The 19251-nt window shown below is 58.8% G+C and carries 16 protein-coding genes; 12 read left to right on the forward strand and 4 right to left on the reverse strand.

What is annotated here, in order from left to right; translation table 11 throughout:
• Positions 1-120 precede the first annotated feature (120 nt).
• The 8 genes from dnaB (at position 121) to BCS36_RS04525 (ending at position 9661) form a co-directional block, all read left to right on the forward strand.
• Positions 121-1479 carry a replicative DNA helicase gene (dnaB, locus tag BCS36_RS04490; protein ID WP_367209193.1) on the forward strand — a complete coding sequence of 453 codons (1359 nt, stop codon included), beginning with the start codon at positions 121-123 and terminating at the stop codon, positions 1477-1479.
• Positions 1480-2555: 1076 nt separating this feature from the next.
• Positions 2556-2822: an RNA-binding protein gene (locus BCS36_RS04495; RefSeq protein ID WP_022659825.1), complete on the forward strand. Its 267-nt coding sequence runs from the start codon at positions 2556-2558 to the stop codon at positions 2820-2822.
• 1317 nt (positions 2823-4139) lie between these two features.
• Positions 4140-4694 carry a hypothetical protein gene (locus tag BCS36_RS04500; protein ID WP_291301711.1) on the forward strand — a complete coding sequence of 185 codons (555 nt, stop codon included), beginning with the start codon at positions 4140-4142 and terminating at the stop codon, positions 4692-4694.
• Positions 4695-4807: 113 nt separating this feature from the next.
• Positions 4808-5287 carry a siroheme decarboxylase subunit beta gene (locus tag BCS36_RS04505; RefSeq protein ID WP_291301712.1) on the forward strand — a complete coding sequence of 160 codons (480 nt, stop codon included), beginning with the start codon at positions 4808-4810 and terminating at the stop codon, positions 5285-5287.
• An 11-nt stretch (positions 5288-5298) separates the two neighbouring features.
• Positions 5299-6570 carry a glutamate-1-semialdehyde 2,1-aminomutase gene (gene hemL, locus BCS36_RS04510; RefSeq protein ID WP_291301713.1) on the forward strand — a complete coding sequence of 424 codons (1272 nt, stop codon included), beginning with the start codon at positions 5299-5301 and terminating at the stop codon, positions 6568-6570.
• A gap of 561 nt (positions 6571-7131) precedes the next feature.
• Positions 7132-8397, forward strand: a complete 1266-nt coding sequence (locus tag BCS36_RS04515) for a cobalamin biosynthesis protein (RefSeq protein ID WP_291301714.1) — start codon at positions 7132-7134, stop codon at positions 8395-8397.
• Between the two features lie 3 nt (positions 8398-8400).
• Complete coding sequence (gene cobJ / locus BCS36_RS04520; RefSeq protein ID WP_291301715.1) at positions 8401-9174, forward strand: precorrin-3B C(17)-methyltransferase; 774 nt, start codon at positions 8401-8403, stop codon at positions 9172-9174.
• 100 nt (positions 9175-9274) lie between these two features.
• On the forward strand, positions 9275-9661 hold the full coding sequence (locus tag BCS36_RS04525; protein WP_291301716.1) for a cytochrome c3 family protein: 387 nt from the start codon (positions 9275-9277) through the stop codon (positions 9659-9661).
• 696 nt (positions 9662-10357) lie between these two features.
• On the opposite strand, the gene BCS36_RS04530 is transcribed toward BCS36_RS04525, so the two are convergent.
• The 4 genes from BCS36_RS04530 to BCS36_RS04545 all read right to left on the reverse strand — a co-directional run bounded on the left by BCS36_RS04530 (position 10358) and on the right by BCS36_RS04545 (position 14307).
• Positions 10358-11566 carry an FprA family A-type flavoprotein gene (locus BCS36_RS04530; protein ID WP_291301717.1) on the reverse strand — a complete coding sequence of 403 codons (1209 nt, stop codon included), beginning with the start codon at positions 11564-11566 and terminating at the stop codon, positions 10358-10360.
• 97 nt (positions 11567-11663) lie between these two features.
• Complete coding sequence (locus BCS36_RS04535) at positions 11664-11801, reverse strand: rubredoxin (protein WP_179979990.1); 138 nt, start codon at positions 11799-11801, stop codon at positions 11664-11666.
• Positions 11802-11859: 58 nt separating this feature from the next.
• The gene (locus BCS36_RS04540) at positions 11860-12240 is read right to left on the reverse strand and encodes a desulfoferrodoxin (protein ID WP_291301718.1); all 381 of its coding nucleotides are present in this window, start codon (positions 12238-12240) and stop codon (positions 11860-11862) included.
• Between the two features lie 681 nt (positions 12241-12921).
• Complete coding sequence (locus BCS36_RS04545; RefSeq protein ID WP_291301719.1) at positions 12922-14307, reverse strand: phosphodiester glycosidase family protein; 1386 nt, start codon at positions 14305-14307, stop codon at positions 12922-12924.
• 161 nt (positions 14308-14468) lie between these two features.
• Between BCS36_RS04545 and BCS36_RS04550 the strand changes: the two genes are divergently transcribed.
• The 4 genes from BCS36_RS04550 (at position 14469) to flgM (ending at position 18500) form a co-directional block, all read left to right on the forward strand.
• Positions 14469-15341: a methylenetetrahydrofolate reductase gene (locus BCS36_RS04550; protein WP_291301720.1), complete on the forward strand. Its 873-nt coding sequence runs from the start codon at positions 14469-14471 to the stop codon at positions 15339-15341.
• 708 nt (positions 15342-16049) lie between these two features.
• Positions 16050-17429, forward strand: a complete 1380-nt coding sequence (locus tag BCS36_RS04555; RefSeq protein WP_291301721.1) for an MFS transporter — start codon at positions 16050-16052, stop codon at positions 17427-17429.
• Positions 17430-17687: 258 nt separating this feature from the next.
• On the forward strand, positions 17688-18176 hold the full coding sequence (locus tag BCS36_RS04560) for a DVU0524 family FlgM-associated protein (RefSeq protein ID WP_291301722.1): 489 nt from the start codon (positions 17688-17690) through the stop codon (positions 18174-18176).
• Between the two features lie 3 nt (positions 18177-18179).
• The gene (gene flgM / locus BCS36_RS04565) at positions 18180-18500 is read left to right on the forward strand and encodes a flagellar biosynthesis anti-sigma factor FlgM (RefSeq protein WP_291301723.1); all 321 of its coding nucleotides are present in this window, start codon (positions 18180-18182) and stop codon (positions 18498-18500) included.
• The last annotated feature ends 751 nt before the right edge of the window (positions 18501-19251 follow it).

Genomic DNA, 19251 nt, shown 5'->3' on the forward strand with positions numbered 1-19251 from the left:
GCGCCTTTTGGGCAGAGCGGCGCTGGCCGTGGCTCAAGAGGCGGACAGCAGGGGCAGGGCGGCTTCAAGGGCCGCCAGGGCAGCCAGGGCAGCGCTGCGGACAGGGCTGAGGCCGATCTGCTGCGGCGTGTGCCGCCCCACAGCGTGGAATCGGAGCAGGCCGTTCTTGGCGGCGTGCTTATGCGGCCCCAACTCATGCACTCCATTGTGGACCAGCTGGCGGCTGAAGATTTTTACCTGCCAGCCCACGTCACCATCTACAACGCCTTTCTTGAGCTTTACCGCAAGTCCGCGCCCATAGATTTGCTGTCCACGGCAGAAATGCTGAAGAGCCGCAGCGCCCTTGAAGAGGCTGGCGGCGCCGTCTACCTTGGCGATCTGGCCCAGGCCGTCGTGTCCGGAGCCAATGCTGAATACTACGCCACCATCGTGCGCGACAAAGCCTTGCAGCGCGGCCTTATTGAAGCCTGCTCGGGCATTATCACCAACTGTTATGACGCCTCCCTTGAAGTGGGAACCCTGCTCGACGAGTCGGAGCAGGCCGTTTTCGCCATTTCGCAGCGCACTTCTGGGCGCGACTTCACCCCCACGCGCGAACTGCTGGACAAGGTTTTTGACAACCTGTCCCGCCTGGCCGATGCCAAGGACGTCATCACCGGCGTCACCACCGGCTACACCCGGCTGGACAAGCTCACTGCCGGGCTTCAGGCTTCGGACCTCATCATCGTGGCGGCTCGCCCCAGTATGGGCAAGACGGCGTTTTCTATGTGCATGGCGCTGCACGCAGCTGTGCGCCAGAATGTGCCCGTTGCCGTATTCTCGCTGGAAATGAGCAAGGAGCAGCTCATGCAGCGCATGCTGGCCGTGTGGGGCAAGGTGGACCTTTCCAAGCTGCGCCGCCCGTCCATGCTCACGGACGAAGACTGGCAGCGCCTGTACACCGCTGCGGACGTGGTAGCCCGCGCACCCATATTTATTGACGATACGCCCGCCCTGACCACTCTCGAACTGCGCGCCCGCGCCCGTCGCCTCAAGGCGGACAAGGGCCTGGGCATGGTGGTGGTGGACTATCTGCAGCTCATGCGCACCAGCCGCCGCACAGATTCACGCGAACTGGAAATTTCGGACATCTCGCGCTCCCTCAAGGGGCTTGCCAAGGAAATGCAGGTTCCTGTGGTCGCTCTTTCGCAGCTCAACCGCAAGGTCGAAGAGCGCAGCGACAAAAGGCCCATGCTTTCGGACTTGCGCGAATCCGGCGCTATTGAGCAGGACGCCGACGTAATCATGTTTGTCTACCGCGACGACGTGTACAAGTTCGTCAAACCCGCCGAGCGTCCGCCACAGGGCGTGGCCGAAATCATCATCGGCAAGCAGCGTAACGGCCCCGTGGGCGTTGCCGAACTCATGTACATGTCGCCCTATACCTCCTTTGAAGACATGGCCCCCGACTGGTCGCCGCCCCCGTCTGAAGGCGGCTAGCATCCCTGCGGGCTAGAATTTTTTGTGGGGGAGCAGACCCTTTTGAAAAAGGGTCTGCTCCCCCACGCCCCCTCCCCCTAAAATCTTTATTTATAGCGCCATTAGGTAGAGAAACCCCCTGCCTGAACCAGTTTTAGCGCGGGCTCCTTTCAGGGCACGCGCTCTCAATGCTGGGCATGCTCAAAGCTGGCCGTATAAAATCTGGCCGTATCAAATCTGACTTGCGCCAACCCTCTCCCATCGTTTTTTAGCTCTCAAGTTCCAGCCGGGATTCACCGGGCTCTGACCACGGCATGCGCTCGGTCGGGCCCTTGTGCCGTTGCGGGCAACATATCATCGGGTATTGTAAGCATCTGGCGCTTGCCAGTGGCAGAATATGATCGGCAAGGCGTATGGGAGCGCGGGCGGAGCGCAGAGTCATAAAAAAATGTAGTTCAATGAGGCTATGTTCAGTGCTGACGTATGGCTTTGCTTGGTGTGCGCTCGTGCGCCCGGCATTGCTCCAGGCTGCGTGGTGTTTGTCGCGTCACTCCCCTGACCTTCCCCGAAAGAGCTTGCGGCAGCATGACTGACCTGATTGTTGTGGATAAGCAAGAGTTAATGAGTCGGAATTTGCGTCGGCGCAGGCCGACAAAAGCATTTACTGACATTGCGCATATTTTCACACAATATTTCTGCAATTTATTAGCGCGTTACAGGTGCATAAAAAAAGCATTGTGCAGGGCTGTTTATCCGCACAATATGTGTTTCTGCTGCATTTAAGGAACGGTATCCAATGTAATTGCTCTGATTTGAATGCAGCAGTGCCTTAAGGCATAGGGCGGAGTGCCGGATGTTGCAGACGCATCATCGGCTTAACGATGCGTCAAGATTGAACATCTTTTTTAGAAAACTTCCAGTAATTTCCTTGAGTCACGGAATTTATCACGCAAAAAGCGCGCAATGCCAACTTTTTTTTGTACTTTCGTTGACAAGCTCGAAAAAGCGTGTTTCCATGATTTGCATGGGCCGCGTACCGGTAATACGTTTTACTGGATGGGAGCGCGGGAAGATTGTTTTTTTTGTGAGGGTGTTTCATGTCCAAGTCCATTTATGTCGGGAACCTTCCCTGGTCCGCTACTGAAGAACAAGTTCAGGATCTTTTTGCCGAATACGGCAGCGTTCTGTCCGTGAAACTCGTTAGCGACAGGGATACCGGCCGTGCCCGTGGCTTTGGCTTTGTGGAAATGGAAGACGGCGAAGCCGATTCCGCCATTGAAGCTCTTGACAACTTCAGCTTTGGTGGTCGCACGCTGCGCGTCAACGAAGCCAAACCCAGGGCTCCTCGCCAGCCCCGTTACTAGGACTAGGCAACGGACCTTAACGCCCCTGTAACCGGGGCGTTTTTTGTTCGGTTGCAGTCTTTCCGTCAAGGCCCTGTGCCATCGGCACAGGCTTGCCCGCGCGGAGCAGTTTAGGGGTTCACTTTATGTGCGGGCCCGGCAACTCCCTGAATGGTTTGCCCCTTCATGGGTTTGACGAGCCCGCTCGCAGTGTCCGGGGCGCTTGAGGCTCCAGCACGTCTGCCTGCCTTCAATCCTTTCGGCCTGACCTGGTCGTTAGGGCCTCTCTTGATTTGTGCACTTTCTCGTCTGCACGCTCTAACGCAAAATATTGGGGGAAAGGGTAGTCTCAACGATTGAAGACGCCGCTCTGGAGCGTACATACGTCTATCCGAGTGCCTGCCCGTGCGCCTGCCCGTGCGCCTGTCTGCTTGTCCTCCCACATATTTCCGGACATAGGCACGGCGTTCACGCCATCGTTGCGCGCGCCTCTCGCGCCGACCTGACATGCACGCTCCGCTGCAGGTGTCTCACATGCCGTCACCGGCGTTCACGCTTTGCTGTAAGTGCATTTAGCGCCGCCACTGGCACTTACGCTCTTGTTTATGCCTCTCGCGCTGCTGCGGAGCATTTCAGTGCGACAGCCTTGCACTGCCGCACTATGCCTTGTGGGGCTTGCGCGCGGTGTATTCGCATGCAGGGTTGGTTGCTTGTTGCGACAAATTTCCTTTGAGGGGGAACATGCGTAAGGGGAGGCGCTCCGTCTGGGCGCGTGACTCTGCCGGTATCCGGTGCGCATGCCCGCCAGCATGCCTTCCTGCATGACGTTCGCATGCCCGCCCGATAACAGACAGCGCTTTTATGCGATAAAAATGACGGGTTGCGCATGGCGTGCTTTTCAAGAACAGCGACGCTTGCGGAACACGCCGAATCGTTCGCACGCGCGCTGCCATTTCCCGTGCGCCACGGGCTCACAAGTTTTGCAGCAATCGGGCTTTCCCGCAGCACAGCGCCGCAAGTATCCATAGGCTCTCTGGGTAATGCCTGCGGCTGCGCTGCGCCTTCCGCATGGGACGACCGACCGCGCTCGCTGTCGTTCGATCCTCAACGCTGAAAATCTTCTGACCTATTGCTTGCCGCCTGCTTTACCTGCACTGCCCAAATGCGGCGGTTATGCCTGCATTATGCGATCTGACGCCAGACGCAGTTGCCATTTCTTTGGCCGGGCCGCCTTGCCGAGCGCTGTAATTTTTGCCATTATGGGGCATGACGCTTCCGCCGGATCAACAGATCACCAACTGCAATCTTGCCCGGCGCAACAATCCTTGAGGAGGCAGCATGCTCAACCCCAAACAATGTGTGCTTTACAGCGGCGGCGCCGCCGGAACCGAACAGTTTTTCGGCGCTCTTGCTGAAAGCTGGGGCATGGAAGAAGTGAACTACGGCTTTGAGGGACATCAGACCGAACGCACGCGGGGTGTACGTGTGCTGACCTCTGAGGAACTGGCCCTGAAGGATGTGAGCCTTACCTATGTTTCGCGCCTCATGAACCGCGAGTATACGCGCGCGCCTCTGTTCCGCAAGGTTTTGCAGTCCATATGCTGGCAGGTCAGCAGCGGCGAGCAGGTTATCGTGGTGGGCGCTGTGCAGCCGGACGGCACGGTCAAGGGTGGAACCGGATGGGGCGCTGAATTTGCCAAAATCTGCAACAAACCCCTGCTGGTGTTTGACCAGCCCCGTAATGCCTGGCTTGCCTGGCAGAAAGACAAATGGGTGCAGGTGGAAAATCCCACCATCGAGTTTGCGCACTTTGCCGCCACGGGTACGCGTTTTCTTGAGGATAATGGCCGCGTAGCCATTCAGAATCTTTTTGCCCGTTCTTTCACGCGCTAAAATTGTTTTTCGCCCGGCCCGGTTTTCCGGGCCGGGTCAGCGCCACGTAAGCGGACACAGACCGGCTGCCGCGCCATTTGCCGCGCGGCTTCTTCATTCTTTCCGGAGAGTTCATGAGCCATCAATTCAGCCCAGAAGAACAAGCGGTTCTGCGCATTGTGCAGGATAATCTGCCCGACAGCCTCACCCCTTACGCCGATCTGGCGGAACAGGCGGGAATGAGCGAAGCCCAGGTGCTTGAGCTGCTTGGCCGTCTCAAGGAATCCGGGGCCATCCGCCGTTTTGGAGCAAGCATCAAGCACCAGAAGACCGGCTGGACGCACAACGCCATGGTCGCCTGGAAGGTAAAGCCTGAACAGGTTGAGTCCTGTGGCCGCAAAGTGGCCGAGCACAACCATATTTCGCACGCCTACTACCGTCCGAGCGCCGCCGCTGACTGGCCCTATGAGCTGTATACGATGATTCACGGGCGCAGCGAGGCCGAGTGCCTGGGCGTGGTGGAAGACATCATGAAGATGACTGACTTGAAGGAACACGCCATCCTGCGCAGCCTCAAGGAACTGAAAAAAATTTCTATGACGTACTTCGCCTGAAGGAGACCAGAATGGATACGATTTCGCGTCAGCTTTTTGAAAAGGCCCAGGCGGTCATTCCCGGCGGCGTCAACAGCCCCGTGCGGGCCTGCCATAATGTGGACAGCCACCCGCTGTTTATCGCCGAAGCCCACGGTTGCCATCTGACCGACGTCGATGGCCGCCAGTATATCGACTTTGTGCTTTCCTGGGGGCCAATGATTCTTGGTCATGACGAACCCTCAGTCACCCGCGCCGTGTGCGACGCCGCCCATCGAGGCACCAGCTATGGCGCTCCCTGCCCTGATGAAGTGGCTCTGGCCGAAGCCGTGGTAGCCGCCATGCCCGGCCTTGAAATGGTGCGCATGGTCAATTCCGGCACAGAGGCGACCATGAGCGCCCTGCGTCTGGCCCGCGCCGTCACCAAGCGCGACAAGGTGCTCAAATTTGTGGGCTGCTATCACGGGCATGCCGACCCCTTCCTGGCGGCCGCCGGTTCCGGGCTGGCCACCTTCTCCATTCCCGGCACGCCGGGCGTGCCCCAGGCTGTTGTGGCCGACACTCTCCTTGCGCCGTACAATGATCTTGAAGCGGTAAGGGAATGTTTTGCCCAGCACGGCGAAAGCATCGCCGCCATCATTGTGGAGCCCGTGGCCGCCAATATGGGCCTTGTGCTGCCCAAGCCCGGCTTTCTTGAAGGGCTGCGCGCCATCTGCGACCAGTACCAGAGCCTGCTCATTTTTGACGAGGTCATCACGGGTTTTCGCGCGGCATTGGGCGGGGCGCAGGCGCGCTTCAAGATTGATCCCGACCTCACCACCTTTGGAAAGATTATCGGCGGCGGCCTGCCCGTTGGGGCTTTTGGCGGCAAGCGCCGTTATATGGAACTTGTCGCTCCACGCGGCGGCGTGTACCAGGCGGGCACCCTTTCGGGCAATCCCCTGGCCATGGCCGCTGGCCTGGCCACGCTCGCCATCCTCAGGAAGGCGGACTACGCCGCCCTTGAAGACCGCACGCGCAAGTTCGCTTTCAGCCTGCGCGACATCATTGCCGGCAAGGGCGTTCCGCTGCAGATGCCGACCCTGGCCTCAATGTTCTGCCCCTATTTCAGCGAACATGAAGTGACGGATTTCGCCAGCGCGCAAAAGTGCGACCAAAAGCTCTTCACCTCGTTTTACAAGCAGATGCGGGCACAGGGCATTTACCTTGCGCCTTCAGGCTATGAAACCGGCATGGTGTCGTTCGCCCATACGGACGATGACTTCAACAAGACTCTGGACGCGGCCCGCAAGGTCATTTTTTAGAGCCTGTTACATTTGAAATAACGTTGCCTGCTCGAGCGCTGCACAAGAGTGCAGCGCTCGCAGCGTGGCGTGGATTCAGCCGAACCTTGCCTGCTGTGGCGAAGCAAGCTACGGATGATTAAAGCGTTGTGACGCAGGCTTAAAGCATTGTGACGCAGGAAACTATGCTTGAAGACAGCATGTGTAACGACACGGCTTGTCCCATACAATCGCTGTCGCCATCCGTAGCGATGCTGTCCTGCCCCGTAAGACGGTTCCGTCAACGGTTCAGGCAAGCCCTTCGGGCAACGGCTGCCGCGAAACTACGCTTGAAGACAGCAATTCGTTACTTGAACGGGCAGCCTGCTGATGACTGTCGCTATCCATAAGAGGCAAAGCCCCGCTAACGTCTACCGTAAATTGCATTTTTCGGCTGTATAACACCTTTGAACTATGAAGCATTTCAAAGGTACTCTGGTCTAAAGACTCCTGGCTGCGATCATTGCGTCACACGGTGCATTTTTTCATGCCACAGGCCGCACCCTTCAAGCCGTGTGCGGCGGCAGACCGCCGGAGGCATTTGTGCACCCCGTTTTTGAAAAAAATTCTCTTGCCTGCTATGTCCTGAGCGCTGCTGCGTTGCCTTTGGCGCGGCGGCTCAAATCTTTGTTGGCCGGAAAGCCCTGGACTGTGCCCAAGGGGGGCCGCCTGGCGGAATGCCAGATATTCGCGCCAGAGCGTTTTTGTCCAACTGACGCGCAGGCTTTTACAAGGCTGGGCGAACTGCTTGCATCAACCTACAGGCAGCACGGCGCGCACATTTTTATAGGAGCCACGGGCATTGCCGTCCGCGCTCTGGCTCCCCTGCTTGTACACAAAAGCGAAGACCCGCCGGTTCTGGTGCTTGATGGGGCAGGCTGCTTTGTCATCAGCCTTCTTTCCGGCCACTGGGGCGGCGGCAACGAACTTGCCCGCCATGTGGCCAAGCTGCTCCGGGCGATCCCGATCGTCACAACGGCCTCTGATGTCGCTGCTGAAGGGGATGCTGCTCCGGCTGAAACCGTAAAGGCCGCAGAGCCTGCCGACAGCCAGCCCGATGATGGCGGCGTCCATCCTTTGGCCCTTGACCTTTTTTTGCGCGAAACAGGGCTGCGCATTGTGGACTGGCAGCGCCTGCCGCGCGCGCAGGCCGCGCTGCTGGAGGGCGACTGCCTGGAGGTATGGGACCCTTGCAACGCCGTGCCCGCGCATCCCTCGCTCAGGCCTGTCGCCTGCGAGGGTGACGCGGCCGTGCCGCCTCCATCCTTTATGGGAGCCAAGCGCGAAGCGCATGCGCCGCCCCGTCTGGCTGCGCACTGGCGTCGCCTGCCGCTCTCTGAAGGGCTGCTGCGTGTGGCGGTGCCGCGCCTGTATGTGGGGCTGGGCTGCCGCAAGGATTTGCCCTCGGGAATGGCGCTGGCGGCTTTGCGAGAATTTTTTGAACTCCACGGGCTGGAGCCGCAGGCCATAGCCGCCTTGGGCACGGTGACAGAAAAATTGCAGGAGCCTGCCCTGCGCGAGCTTGCCTTTCGGCTCGATGTGCCCCTTCTGGGCTTTGATTCCGCCCGCCTGGCCCGCTGCCCGGTGCCCAATCCTTCCGAAGCTGCGGGTCGGCGCTTCGGCCAGCCGCCGTTCAGCGTGTGCGAGGCTGCGGCTCTGCTGGCCGCCAGTAAGGAAAACGACGTCAATGAAGCGCAGCTTCTGGTGTGCAAGGCCATTTATCAGTCACAGCTGACCATTGCCGTGGCTCTGGCCCCTGAAGCAAAAAATACCGTTGCTGCCCATGCAAAAGATACTGAAAAAGAGTAGGTCATGACTCAAGCTGCCAGCCTTCACGTGGTGGGCCTTGGCCCCGGCCATCCCGACTGCCTTACGCCGCAGGCCCGCGCCGTTCTGGAGCAGGCCCAATGCGTTGCGGGCTATCATCTGTATATGGATCTGGTCCCGCCGGAGCTGCTTGAAGGCAAACAGCGCATCAGCACGGGCATGCGGCATGAAACTGAACGGTGCGAGGCCGCAGTTGCCGCCGCTCTTGCAGGGCAGAGCACGGCTCTCGTCTGTTCGGGCGACCCCGGCATTTATGCTCTTGCCGGACTTGCCCTTGAAGTGCTGGAATCCCGCAGTCTCGTGGGCGTCGTTCCCTTTGGCGTTGTGCCGGGGGTGCCTGCCGTATGCGCAGCCGCGGCCCTGCTGGGCGCTCCCCTGACGCACGATTTTGCCTGCATCAGTCTGAGCGATCTGCTCACGCCGTGGGAAACCATCGTCAAAAGGCTTACGGCGGCCCTTGAGGCTGATTTTGTCTGCGTTATCTATAATCCCCGGTCCAAGGGCCGCCCAGGCCATCTGGACGCCGCCCTGGACCTGGCCCGCCGTTTTCGCGAGCCGCAGTGCCCGGTGGGCCTGGTGCGTCAGGCTTACCGTCCTGAACAGAGCGTAAGCGTGCACAGGTTGGACAGCTTTGATGCAACACAGGTGGACATGCTTTCGCTGCTGATAATTGGCAACAGTGAAAGTAGATCACTTGGGTCATATATGCTCACACCTAGAGGATATGCACGCAAAAGGCAGTCGCAAACGGACAAATAACTTGAAAATGTATTTCACGGGGGCCATTGACACGCCGCCATGCTGGCCGTAAGCTCGCAACAATTCTCATGTGTTGTTTTTTTTACCATGGAGGACTGTCGTGAAAAAATCTCTTGCTCTTACCTGTATGTTGGCCCTGCTCTTTGCTGTAAGCGCTTGGGCCGCCCCCGCTGTGCCCGACAAACCCCTGGAGCTCAAAGGCTCCCAGAAAACCGTCATGTTTCCCCATGCCCCTCATGCCAAGGTGGAATGCGTGACCTGTCACCACCCTGTTGATGGCAAGGAAAGCTTTGCCAAGTGCAGCAACGCTGGCTGTCACGATGACCTGACGGGCAAAAAGGGTGAGAAGAGCCTGTACTACGTGATCCATACCAAGACCGGACTCAAGCACACCAACTGCATGGAATGTCACACCAAGGTCGTGACCGAAAAGCCCGACCTCAAGAAGGACCTCACCGCTTGCGCGAAGTCCAAGTGCCATCCGTAAGCCTGGTTTTTGTTCCGGCCTTGTAGAGTCTTTTATGTTGATCTGCCCGGGCGTCCGCGCAAACGGACGCCCGCCGCAGAGGATGCGTGCGGCTTCGCCCTTGTTCGCGGGTTTGCCTGATCCGCTGACGGAATCGTCTTGGGCAGGGCGTTGTTGCCGCTGATGCTAAGGACATGACGTTTGCCAGCATGGCCATGTGCCGTGCCGCGCGGTGCAGCCTTTGGGAACCATGTTTTCAAAGGTTTGCATAACTTTTGGCCGGGCTCATATAAGGCGGCGCAAGCACTGCTTGCGCCGCCTTTTTGCGTATAGCCCCAGACAAACGCAATTTTACGTTGAAAGGCTTTGTGTGTGGGAGTGGGGGCGTGGGGAGAGCCCCATTTGCAAAAGGGTCTCTTCCCCACGGCCCACCCCTAAAGCTCTTGTTGCAGAGCATACAAGGATCTTCCTGAAAATTCTTACCACGAAATGCGGGTAGGCGGAGGCTTTTGCTTGCCGCAGGCGAGCATTTCAAATGCTAAATGTTCCAGTATGGCATGGCTCAAGGAGTTTTGACCAGAAGCGGGGAGCCGGAGCAGCGTCTTCCGGCTGCGCATCATCCCAAAGTGTATGGCCCTCTGCGGGGACTGTTTACAGAAAAAACCGGCAAAAGCAGCGCTTTTGCCGGTTCATTGCAAAAATAGGCCGGGTAGGGGCTTAGCCTTCCTGGCACTTCTTTTTAAGGGCCTCGGCAATGGTCTTGCCCATGTCGTGGCAGGCCTTGAGAACGTCACGGTCGGGCCGCCAGCTGCATTTCACAGGCTCCACAGGCATGTCCATATGCATGCTGGTCAAATGCTCCTGCAACTGCTTGGGAGCTTCGCCAGACCAGCCGAAGGAGCCGAACGCCCCGCCAATGCGGTTTAAGGGGCGCAGTCCTTTCATGTAGGTCAGCTGGGCGGCCACCAGGGGCAGAATGGTGTTGTTGTGCGTGGGGGAACCCGCCAGCACCGCCCCGCAGTCTGCCAGCTCCGTCATGACGGCGCTGTGGTGGTTGCTTTTGACAGACATGATGCGCGTGGGAACGCCATTTTCTTCCAGGCCGCTGCATATGGCGTAGGCCATGGTTTCCGTGGATTGCCACATGGTGTCATAAAAGATGAGCGCGCGCTGCTGCGGCTTTTGCTCGGCCATGGCGCGGTACATGTCGATGATGTCGCGGACGGCCTTTTCGCCTCGGTGGATGAGGCCGTGGTCGGGCGCTATCATGTCGATGTCAAGTTGCTCCAAAATGGGCAGGGCCTTGAGCACCATGGGCGAATAGGGCAGCACGATATTGTAGTAGTACTCCTTGACGCGGCGCTTGTATTCGCCATCGTCGTCGAAGTCGTCCACAAAGCGCGCCGAGCTCGCTATGTTCTGGCCGAAAATATCATTGCTGACGAGCAGCTTTTCTTCGGGAATGTACGAGACCATGCTGTCGGGCCAGTGCAGCATGCGCGTTTCCTGAAAAACGATGGTGCGCTTGCCCAGGCTGATGGTGTCGCCGCTTTTGACGGCCTGGATAGGCCAATCCTTGCAGGCGAAGTATCCCGCCAGCGATTTGAGCCCGGCCTGGGAAACAAAAAGCTTCTCAGGCTTGCACCGCTCCATGATGGTCTCGAGAGATCCGGCGTGGTCGAGTTCAAGGTGGTTGCAGACGACGTAGTCGATTTTTTCAGGATCCAGCACCTTGGCCATGCGGCACAGCAGGGTGCCTTCGCAGCCAGAGGCCACGGTGTCCATCAGCACATTTTTTTCGTCTTTAATAAGGTAGGCGTTGTACGTGGAGCCATCCGGGGATCGGGAATACCCGTGGAAGTCCCGGTGGTCGTAGTCCACGTAGCCTATCCAGAAGATGTCTTTTTTAATTTCAACAGGTTGCATCTATTTTCTCCGGAATGATGGGTCTTCCCATTTACGAAAAGCCCCGCTTTACCGCAAGCAGCGGCAAAGCGGGGGAAAATACAGTAAAAGATCGAGGTTAGGCCGGGCTGAACTGATCCTTACTCACCCCGCAAACCGGGCAGCACCAATCATCGGGCAGCTGGTCAAAGGGCACATTGTCATGTTCGGCGGGATCATATTCATAGCCACAGACGGTGCAAACATACTTCTGCATTGAAATCCTCCTGGGGAAATGGCGCGGAATCCCGCGCTTGGTAACGTGTTTATGAAACCTAGTTTTCAGCCTTCCAGTGGCCGTGCAAATTGCAGAATTCGCGGGCGGTCACCTTGGAGGCGTCGATGGCAAAGAAAGCCTCGGGCGCGTCGCCGGGCTTGAGGAACTTTGTATAGCTTCTGCCGTCGGCCAGCAGTTCAATCCACTCAATCCAGTGCTTTTCTTCCATGGGGTGAGGCACGCTGCCCACTTTCACCAGATAGCCGCCGTCAACCTTTTCGATGACGGGAACATGCTTTTCCATGGCGCCGTCAGTGGCGCCCTCCACCATAAGCTTCATTGGTTCGCCACAGCAGACGAGGTCCGCGCCGCCGCCGTGCAGAACTTCAACAATATTGCCACAGTGGGTGCACTTATAAACTTCCAGATGCTTGGGCATGGTTTCCTCACAGACGTTTAGGCCGTTACGGCCTTGATATAGTTTGCCGCCCGGGCTTGCCGGGCGGGGGCCATACAATAGCGTATGCGCTTTCTTGGCCCCGGATACCGATAATATTGTGTAAGAAGTCAGGGTCAAAGTAAAGCGTTTTTATAAAAATTAGTAATTATTATCAAAAAGCAGGCGCGCTAGGGCATCGAGCCTGTTCACTCAATCAGTCGCACAGAAAACGGCCTGGCGCAAGAGCAATTTCATATTTGCAACTGCTCCTGTTGTGAGCACTCCCGCGCTTGCGAGCGCAGTCGCTCGCTGTGAAGGCGTACGTGGGTTCTTTGCGCGGCTCGGGGCAGGGGGCATCTAAGATTTGGAGAATAAGAATGCTTGGGTGCTGGGAGCGCCCGCTTCAAGACAGGATGTTCTTCGCACTAAAGCAGGCATCTTTGTGATGGGGGCTGTCTGGAAGGCGCGCCTCTGGAACACCGCCTCAGATCAGAAAACTTATTGTAGCATGCTAAAAGGCAATAAGAGCTTTGGGGGGAGCGTCGGGGAGGAGCCCCTTATGCAAAAGGGCCCCCACCCACAAGCTTTCCTGCACGCGCTGCCAACCAACTGCAGGGGCAGCGCGGCGTGCAGGAGCTTTCGCACAGGGTCTTCCCACAAAGTATTTCAAAGGTATCCTGGCTAAGGCGCGGTGGGTTGCGGCGGCACTCCCGCAGGAGATGTTTCTTCCTTGGGCGTTGAGGCAGGGGGCAGATCCTGTGGGTTGGCTTTTTCCGCTTCAGGGGCAGCTGCGGGAGCGTCAGGGGCGGGCGCGATCCGCACGGCGCCCAGCACATTGGGCAGCAGGGCGCGCAGGTCGCCCGTCACCAGAAATCCGGCCGGGCTCATGCCCGCCAGCTCATGCTGCCAGTGGGCGGAGCGTACCAGCAGGCCTGCCTGGCCGCCGCCTTCAACATACATGACGGTACGCACATTGAGGGGCAGGTGTAAAAGCTGCTGCGCAAAGGCGTAGGCTTCTACAGGCTGACGGCAGTGCAGAAAGAGAATACGGCCGTCGCCGTCCTGGGCCACGGCGGAAATGGAGTAGTGGGGGCCGCCGGGCGACCAGAGGATGCGCCTGTCGGCGCTGGTCATGCGGTAGTTCTGGATTACAAGGCGGTACTGGCCGATATGCTGCTCCCACTGTGGGTCGTCCCGATCCACAATGGCGGCTCCGGGCAGGCCCGGCTGAGTGGCTCCGGCCACAAAGAACGCGCCGAAGCGCTGCACAACGCGCCTGTTGTTGAAGTGCTCGTCCTGCTTCATGTAGCCCGTGCTTGTGATGCCGTCGGGCAGGTACATGCTGGCGTTGATCGCGGCGGAAAGATCATACTGCTCGGCCCACTGGTTGAGCGAGCGCAAAGGGCCACCGTCCTGGGAGCGGGCGCAGAGTATGAAATTGAAGTAGGCAGGATCAATGCGCAGGGCCGTCAGCAGGGCTTCATTATCGTTGAGGCGGAATTGGCCGAAATCAAGGCCGGGTTCCAGTTGCCGCCAGTCGGGCTTGCCCTGCTCGTCAACGCCGGCGGAAGACGGCGCGGGCGCGGCCACGCCGGGGGCGGGCAAGTAAAGGGGCGCGCTGATGACAGTGTCAGGCGTGGGAACGACGGCTTCGGTAGTGGGATTTTGCTTCGCTGCGGGCACGGCACTGGCGCTGGCAGCGTCTGTGGTGGCAGCGCCATCTGCAACAGCTCTGGCATCGGCAGGCCCGGCGTTGACAGCGCCCGTACCTGCGGCACTATCAGCGCCCGTACCTGCGGCACTATCAGCGCCCGTACCTGCGTCCGAATTGCCGGCAGTATCGGCGACAGCGGCAGCGCCGGGGCTGCCGACTTCGGCCTGGGGCGCTTCAGGCGAGGTGTTCTGGGCCGCGCCCGCGTGCGGGGCATGCCAGAGCAGCAGGGCTGTCAGGGTGCAAAGGGCGCACGCCAGAAGCAAGGCGCGACCTGAGAGGAAGCCTTGTATCCTGCCGGGGCAGGCGGTGTGCGGGCCCGGCCCGCACGCGAAAAAGCCTGTATGTATTTTCATAATATGCTGTTGGGCTTGCCCCTGAATTACGACCAAGCCAGCCATTTTGCAAGGCTCCTCGGCCTTTTTTCTTGACATATCAATTTATCTAGATATACACATAAATAAGTCGGCCCCCACAAAAACTGGCCGCATTTCCGCAGCACACAAGGAGTTGCAGCATGCATATCGGAGACAGCATCCGCGCCGCGAAGAAGCCATTTTTCTCACTGGAGTTTTTTCCTCCGTCGGATGAAGGAAACTTGCCCGGCTTTTTTGAAACCGTGGAGAAGCTACGCGCTCTGGCCCCGCTATTTGTCTCCATTACGTACGGCGCAGGCGGCGGCAAGCAGCGCAATACTCTTGCCGTAACCGCAGAGCTGGCCCAGCGTGGGCTGAACACCATGGCCCACCTTACCTGTGTGGGGGCGGAGCCTGAGAGCATATCCGCCTACCTTGCCGAGTTGCGCGCTGCGGGGGTGGACAATGTGCTGGCCCTGCGCGGAGACCCGCCCGCCGGGCAGGAATGGGACTGGAGCACGGGATACTTCCGGCATGCCTCTGATCTGGTGGCCTTCGCCCGTCGCCAGCAACCCTATATGGGTATTGGCGTGGCGGCCTATCCCGCGCCGCACCCCGAATCAAACTCCATCGCGCTGGACCGCTTTTACACTGCGGACAAGATGCGCAGCGGAGCGGACTTTGCCGTAACCCAGCTTTTTTTTGACGCGCGTGAGTATGCGGACCTGCTGGAACATCTGCGCGGCAGGGGCATCCACACGCCCGTCATCCCCGGCATACTGCCCATCCAGAGTTTTGACTCGCTGCGGCGGGTGCTTTCGCTTTGCGGCGCAAACATCCCCGGCAAGCTTTACCTTGACCTTGAAAGCGCCAATGCCAAGGGCGGGGCCGAGGCCGTGCGTGAAGTGGGGCTGGAATTTGCGGTGCGCCAGATACGTTTTCTTCTGGAAAACGGCGCTCCTGGTATTCATCTGTATACATTGAACAAGGCTGACATGTGCCTGAAGCTGGCTGAAGAGTCGGGCCTTTTATAGGCATGAGGAGCCCTTTCATGGCGCATGATCTTGGGGCGGCGCGGGCTGGAGCAGGAGCATGTTGCAATTGCCCCGACGGCTGTGAGCAGACGCGCTCCATAAAGGCCTAGGCGCTGGATCTCCGGATTGCTGCGCGCCGAAAAGCGCGCGCCAACAATGGCGCGAATGGTCTTCGCATCGCTTGTCTGATCCAGTATCCCGACGCAGAGCCCTGGCTCTGGCGCAACACTTCGGTCCCCGGCGTACACCGCCGGGGACCGCCTGTTTCCGTTGACCAGAACGTGCGTCCGGTATAGCTTCGCAAGCTGAGCTGGCGCGCATGACAAAAATTTTCTGCCGTATTTCTGGCTCGAAGAGCCGCAGTGCATACGGGTTGGATGTGCCTGCGCCTGTTCGCGGGGGCGCACCAAGGGGCGGCATGGAAGCGCAACGGCGCAGGGCGCGCCGACCGTGGATTTGCAGTTTGGCGAACAGTGCGCATGCCATCCCTCTTTCCGCATGGGCAGTTCGCTCGCCATGAGGCAGCCAATGAATCCAGGCCCACTCGCGCGGGCGATTCTTTTTGTCTGTTTCCGACATGTGGCGCACAGGCACGCTTGCACGCCATCATGCGTATGCGGCGCTGGCAGGCCAGCTTCACAGGCTGGTTCTTTCATTTCTGAAGCGGCGCTGTATTGACCTGTTCCATACCCGGAGATACTGTTTTATATGTCATCCTCCATCGAAAAAGGCCATGGTTGGCTGCTGGTTGCGGTCTGCACCTCACTTTTTTGCATGCCCTTCATGATGGCTGGCGTGAACGCGGTTTTGCCGCCCATCGGCGCGGACCTGAAAGCCAGCGCGCAACAGCTTGGCCTCATGGGCGCTTTTTACGCCATGGGGCTTGCCGTTTTTCAGCTTGCCAGCGGCAGTCTTGGCGACATCTGGGGGTACAAGCGCATCTTTCTCTGGGGGACCGCCATTTTTGGGGCCAGTGGGGCTTTGCTGGGCTTTGCCACTTCGGTGGGAGCCTTTTTGGGGCTGCGTCTGGTGCAGGGTATGGGCGGGGCCATGTTCAGCGCCTGCGGACTGGCCCTGCTGGCATCGGCCGCGCCTGCCGGCAAAAGGGCCATATATCTCGGCTACAGCGGTTCAGCCGTGTACGCGGGCATTGCCTGCGGCCCGCCGGTGGCTGGCTTTGTGGCTGGCTGGCTTGACTGGCGCTGGCTTTTCTGGGGCAACGCGTTCACTTCGGTGGCTGTGCTGCTGCTCATGAAATACTGCGTCAAACTGGACTGGCGCAAGGCCAAGGGACGCCACTTTGACTGGGGCGGCTGCATCATCTATGGCCTGGCCATGACGGCCCTGACCTTCGGTTCGTCGGAACTGGCGGCCCATCCGGTGATGGCGGGCTTTCTGCTGGCGGCTTTTGTCATTCTGATGGTGCTGTTCTGCTTCAAGGAACTGCGCAGCGAGTTTCCCATCCTTGATATACGGCTGCTTGCGCGCAACCGGGTGTTTGGTCTGTCGTCTTTGGCGGCCTTTATCAACTACAGCTCATTTTTTGGCGTACTCTTTTTTTTCAGCCTGTATCTTCAGTTTGGACTCGGCATGACCGTGCAGCAGGCGGGCATGTTTCTGGCTTTGCAGTCTCTGGTGCAGGCCGTGACCACCCCTGTGGCCGCCAGACTGTGCATAAAGTTTGACCCCGGCCATGTGAGCGCCGTGGGCGTGGGGCTGTGCGGTCTTGGCCTGCTGGTTTCGGCCTTTCTTGCCGTGGATTCGCCCCTTGGCGTGCTGCTGACCGCTCAGGGCCTGCTTGGCGTGGGCATAAGCCTTTTTGCCCTGCCCAATACCACCATTATTCTTGAAAGCGCCGGGCCAGAGCATGTGGGGCAGGCGGCGGGGCTCACCGGAGCCGTGCGTACCGGGGGCCAGCTTGTGAACATGGTGGTCATTACCCTGACATTGGGTTTTTACCTGGGCGACAAGCCCGCAGGGCCGGAGACCATTGATGCTTTTATGGACAGCATGCACCTTGACCTGATTTTCTTTGGCATACTGAATTTGCTGGCCGTGGGCTGCGTGCTTGTGCGCAATCGCAAATAGAGAGGGGTTACCCTTATCTGCTGAGGCAGGCGCCGCGCTGGCGGCTCCAATGCAGGCAAGCAGGGGCTTTAAAGTGAAATAGCGCCGGTCGCAGCATGAAGATTTCTGGCCGCATGAAGAAGCGCTGGCCGCGCGGCCGCCGTTGCAAATGTAACTCCCCTAATCTGCTCCAGATCACGAAAAAACGTCGCGGGCGGGAAGGAAAAGTCTAAAGTTTTTTGGCGGGCCGCCGAACAGGCAGTAAGGACGGAGACATTCATGGCCGATGCCAATTCCGCGAAGCTGCGCATGATGTTACAGGGGTACGAACAGCAATTGCTGGCTGCCCGGCGTCTTGCGCGCTTTCGGGTTCGTATGAGGCTTGCCCACGGCGATGCGCCAGATGATCCGGATCCGGCCGCGTACAGGCGCGCCTGCGTTGAAAAAGTGGCGCGCGAGCTGTACGAAACGCTGCTCTTTACGGGCAGCGACAATCCCGTGGTGGAGGATATCCGCCATGAGCTTGGCAAGGAAGTGGGGCAGAAGGTACGTTTTACCTATCCCCCTGGCCAGAAGTTGCACATCGTGGGTGAAGGCCCCGAAGGCATGGAGCCGTTGCCAGAAGACGTGCAGCGGAAAACACGGCATGCCCTGTGGCGTATCACCCGTGATACCGTTGATAAAAGCATGCTGGAAGAACCGTCAAGAAGCGAAAGTTTTGTGAAGCCAGTGGCGCAGAGCGGCGCGAAAGCACCTTCAACGGAGTAGGAAATGGAAATCAAGAACACGACGAACGGCTTTTTTGATCCCTATGCCGCCGGGCTGGACAAAAGCACCGAGGCCAGAAACGAGACGCGCTTGAAGGCGCGGGCAGAAGGAGCCGGTACGGAGGCCTCCCAAGGGGATACCGTGACCGTTTCGCAGGATGCCCTGTTGCTCACAGAGGCGCGGCGCGCGGCCCAAAGCGCGCCGGACGTGCGCTCCGAAAAAGTGGAGGCCCTGCGTATTCAGGTGGCTGACGGAACCTATAAGCCGGACAGTAAGCTTATTGCCGCCAATCTTGTGCGCGAAGAGCCGGGCTTGTTCCAGTGATAAGGCTCAGTGCCCTTGAAAATATTTTTTTGATGTTTGAAGACGCCCGCCACGACGCGTAACAGTGCGGATATGCCCGCGCGTACGATGTCGTGGTGAGCGTTTTTTGGCGCAGCAACCAGAGCGATTTCATTGTGAGATCGCTCTGGTTTTTTTATTTGGATTGCCAGTGGCGTGAGGCGTGGGGCTGTGTAGTCGGTGCTTCAAGAAAACAAAACAAGGCTTGCCCTTTGCGAGGTGGGTTCTGTGCCCTGTTGTGGGCATGGGGCTTTTCTTTTTCTGCTGTTTTGGCCACTTGCGCGGGGGCGAAGTGCAGGGCTGCGGGCTGGCGCTCTGAAGAAGATAAAGCAGGGCTTGTCCTTTGAAAGGCCGTTTGAGTGCCCTGCGGGTACGAGGCTTTTTTTTATCAAGTTTTGTCCGCCTGCGCGGCGTGCGGCAAGGCGGGGCCGGTTATGGGGCTGCGCCCCCTTCTCGGCCCCCCTTGCATCCCCCCCCGAAGCACCCCGCTTGGGTTTTCCCGTTTCCGTTATTCCGCGAGGGCTGCGCGACTTCTGCTGCGGGAGCTTCCTCGCTTCGCTCGGCGATCTCCCTGCGCGCCGCGCAACGCCAGCGTGCGCTTTCGCTTTGAATGTGAGATCGGGAAGGCGTATCAGTGGCTGTGAAGGTCTTTATTGGTGTGGGGGAGTCTCAGGAATGGCGCGTCACTGTCAGAGAATAGCACGTTGTGGCAAAGGCTTTGAGTCTGGTTTTG

The organism is Desulfovibrio sp. MES5, from assembly GCF_002237645.1.
Classification (GTDB): domain Bacteria; phylum Desulfobacterota; class Desulfovibrionia; order Desulfovibrionales; family Desulfovibrionaceae; genus Desulfovibrio.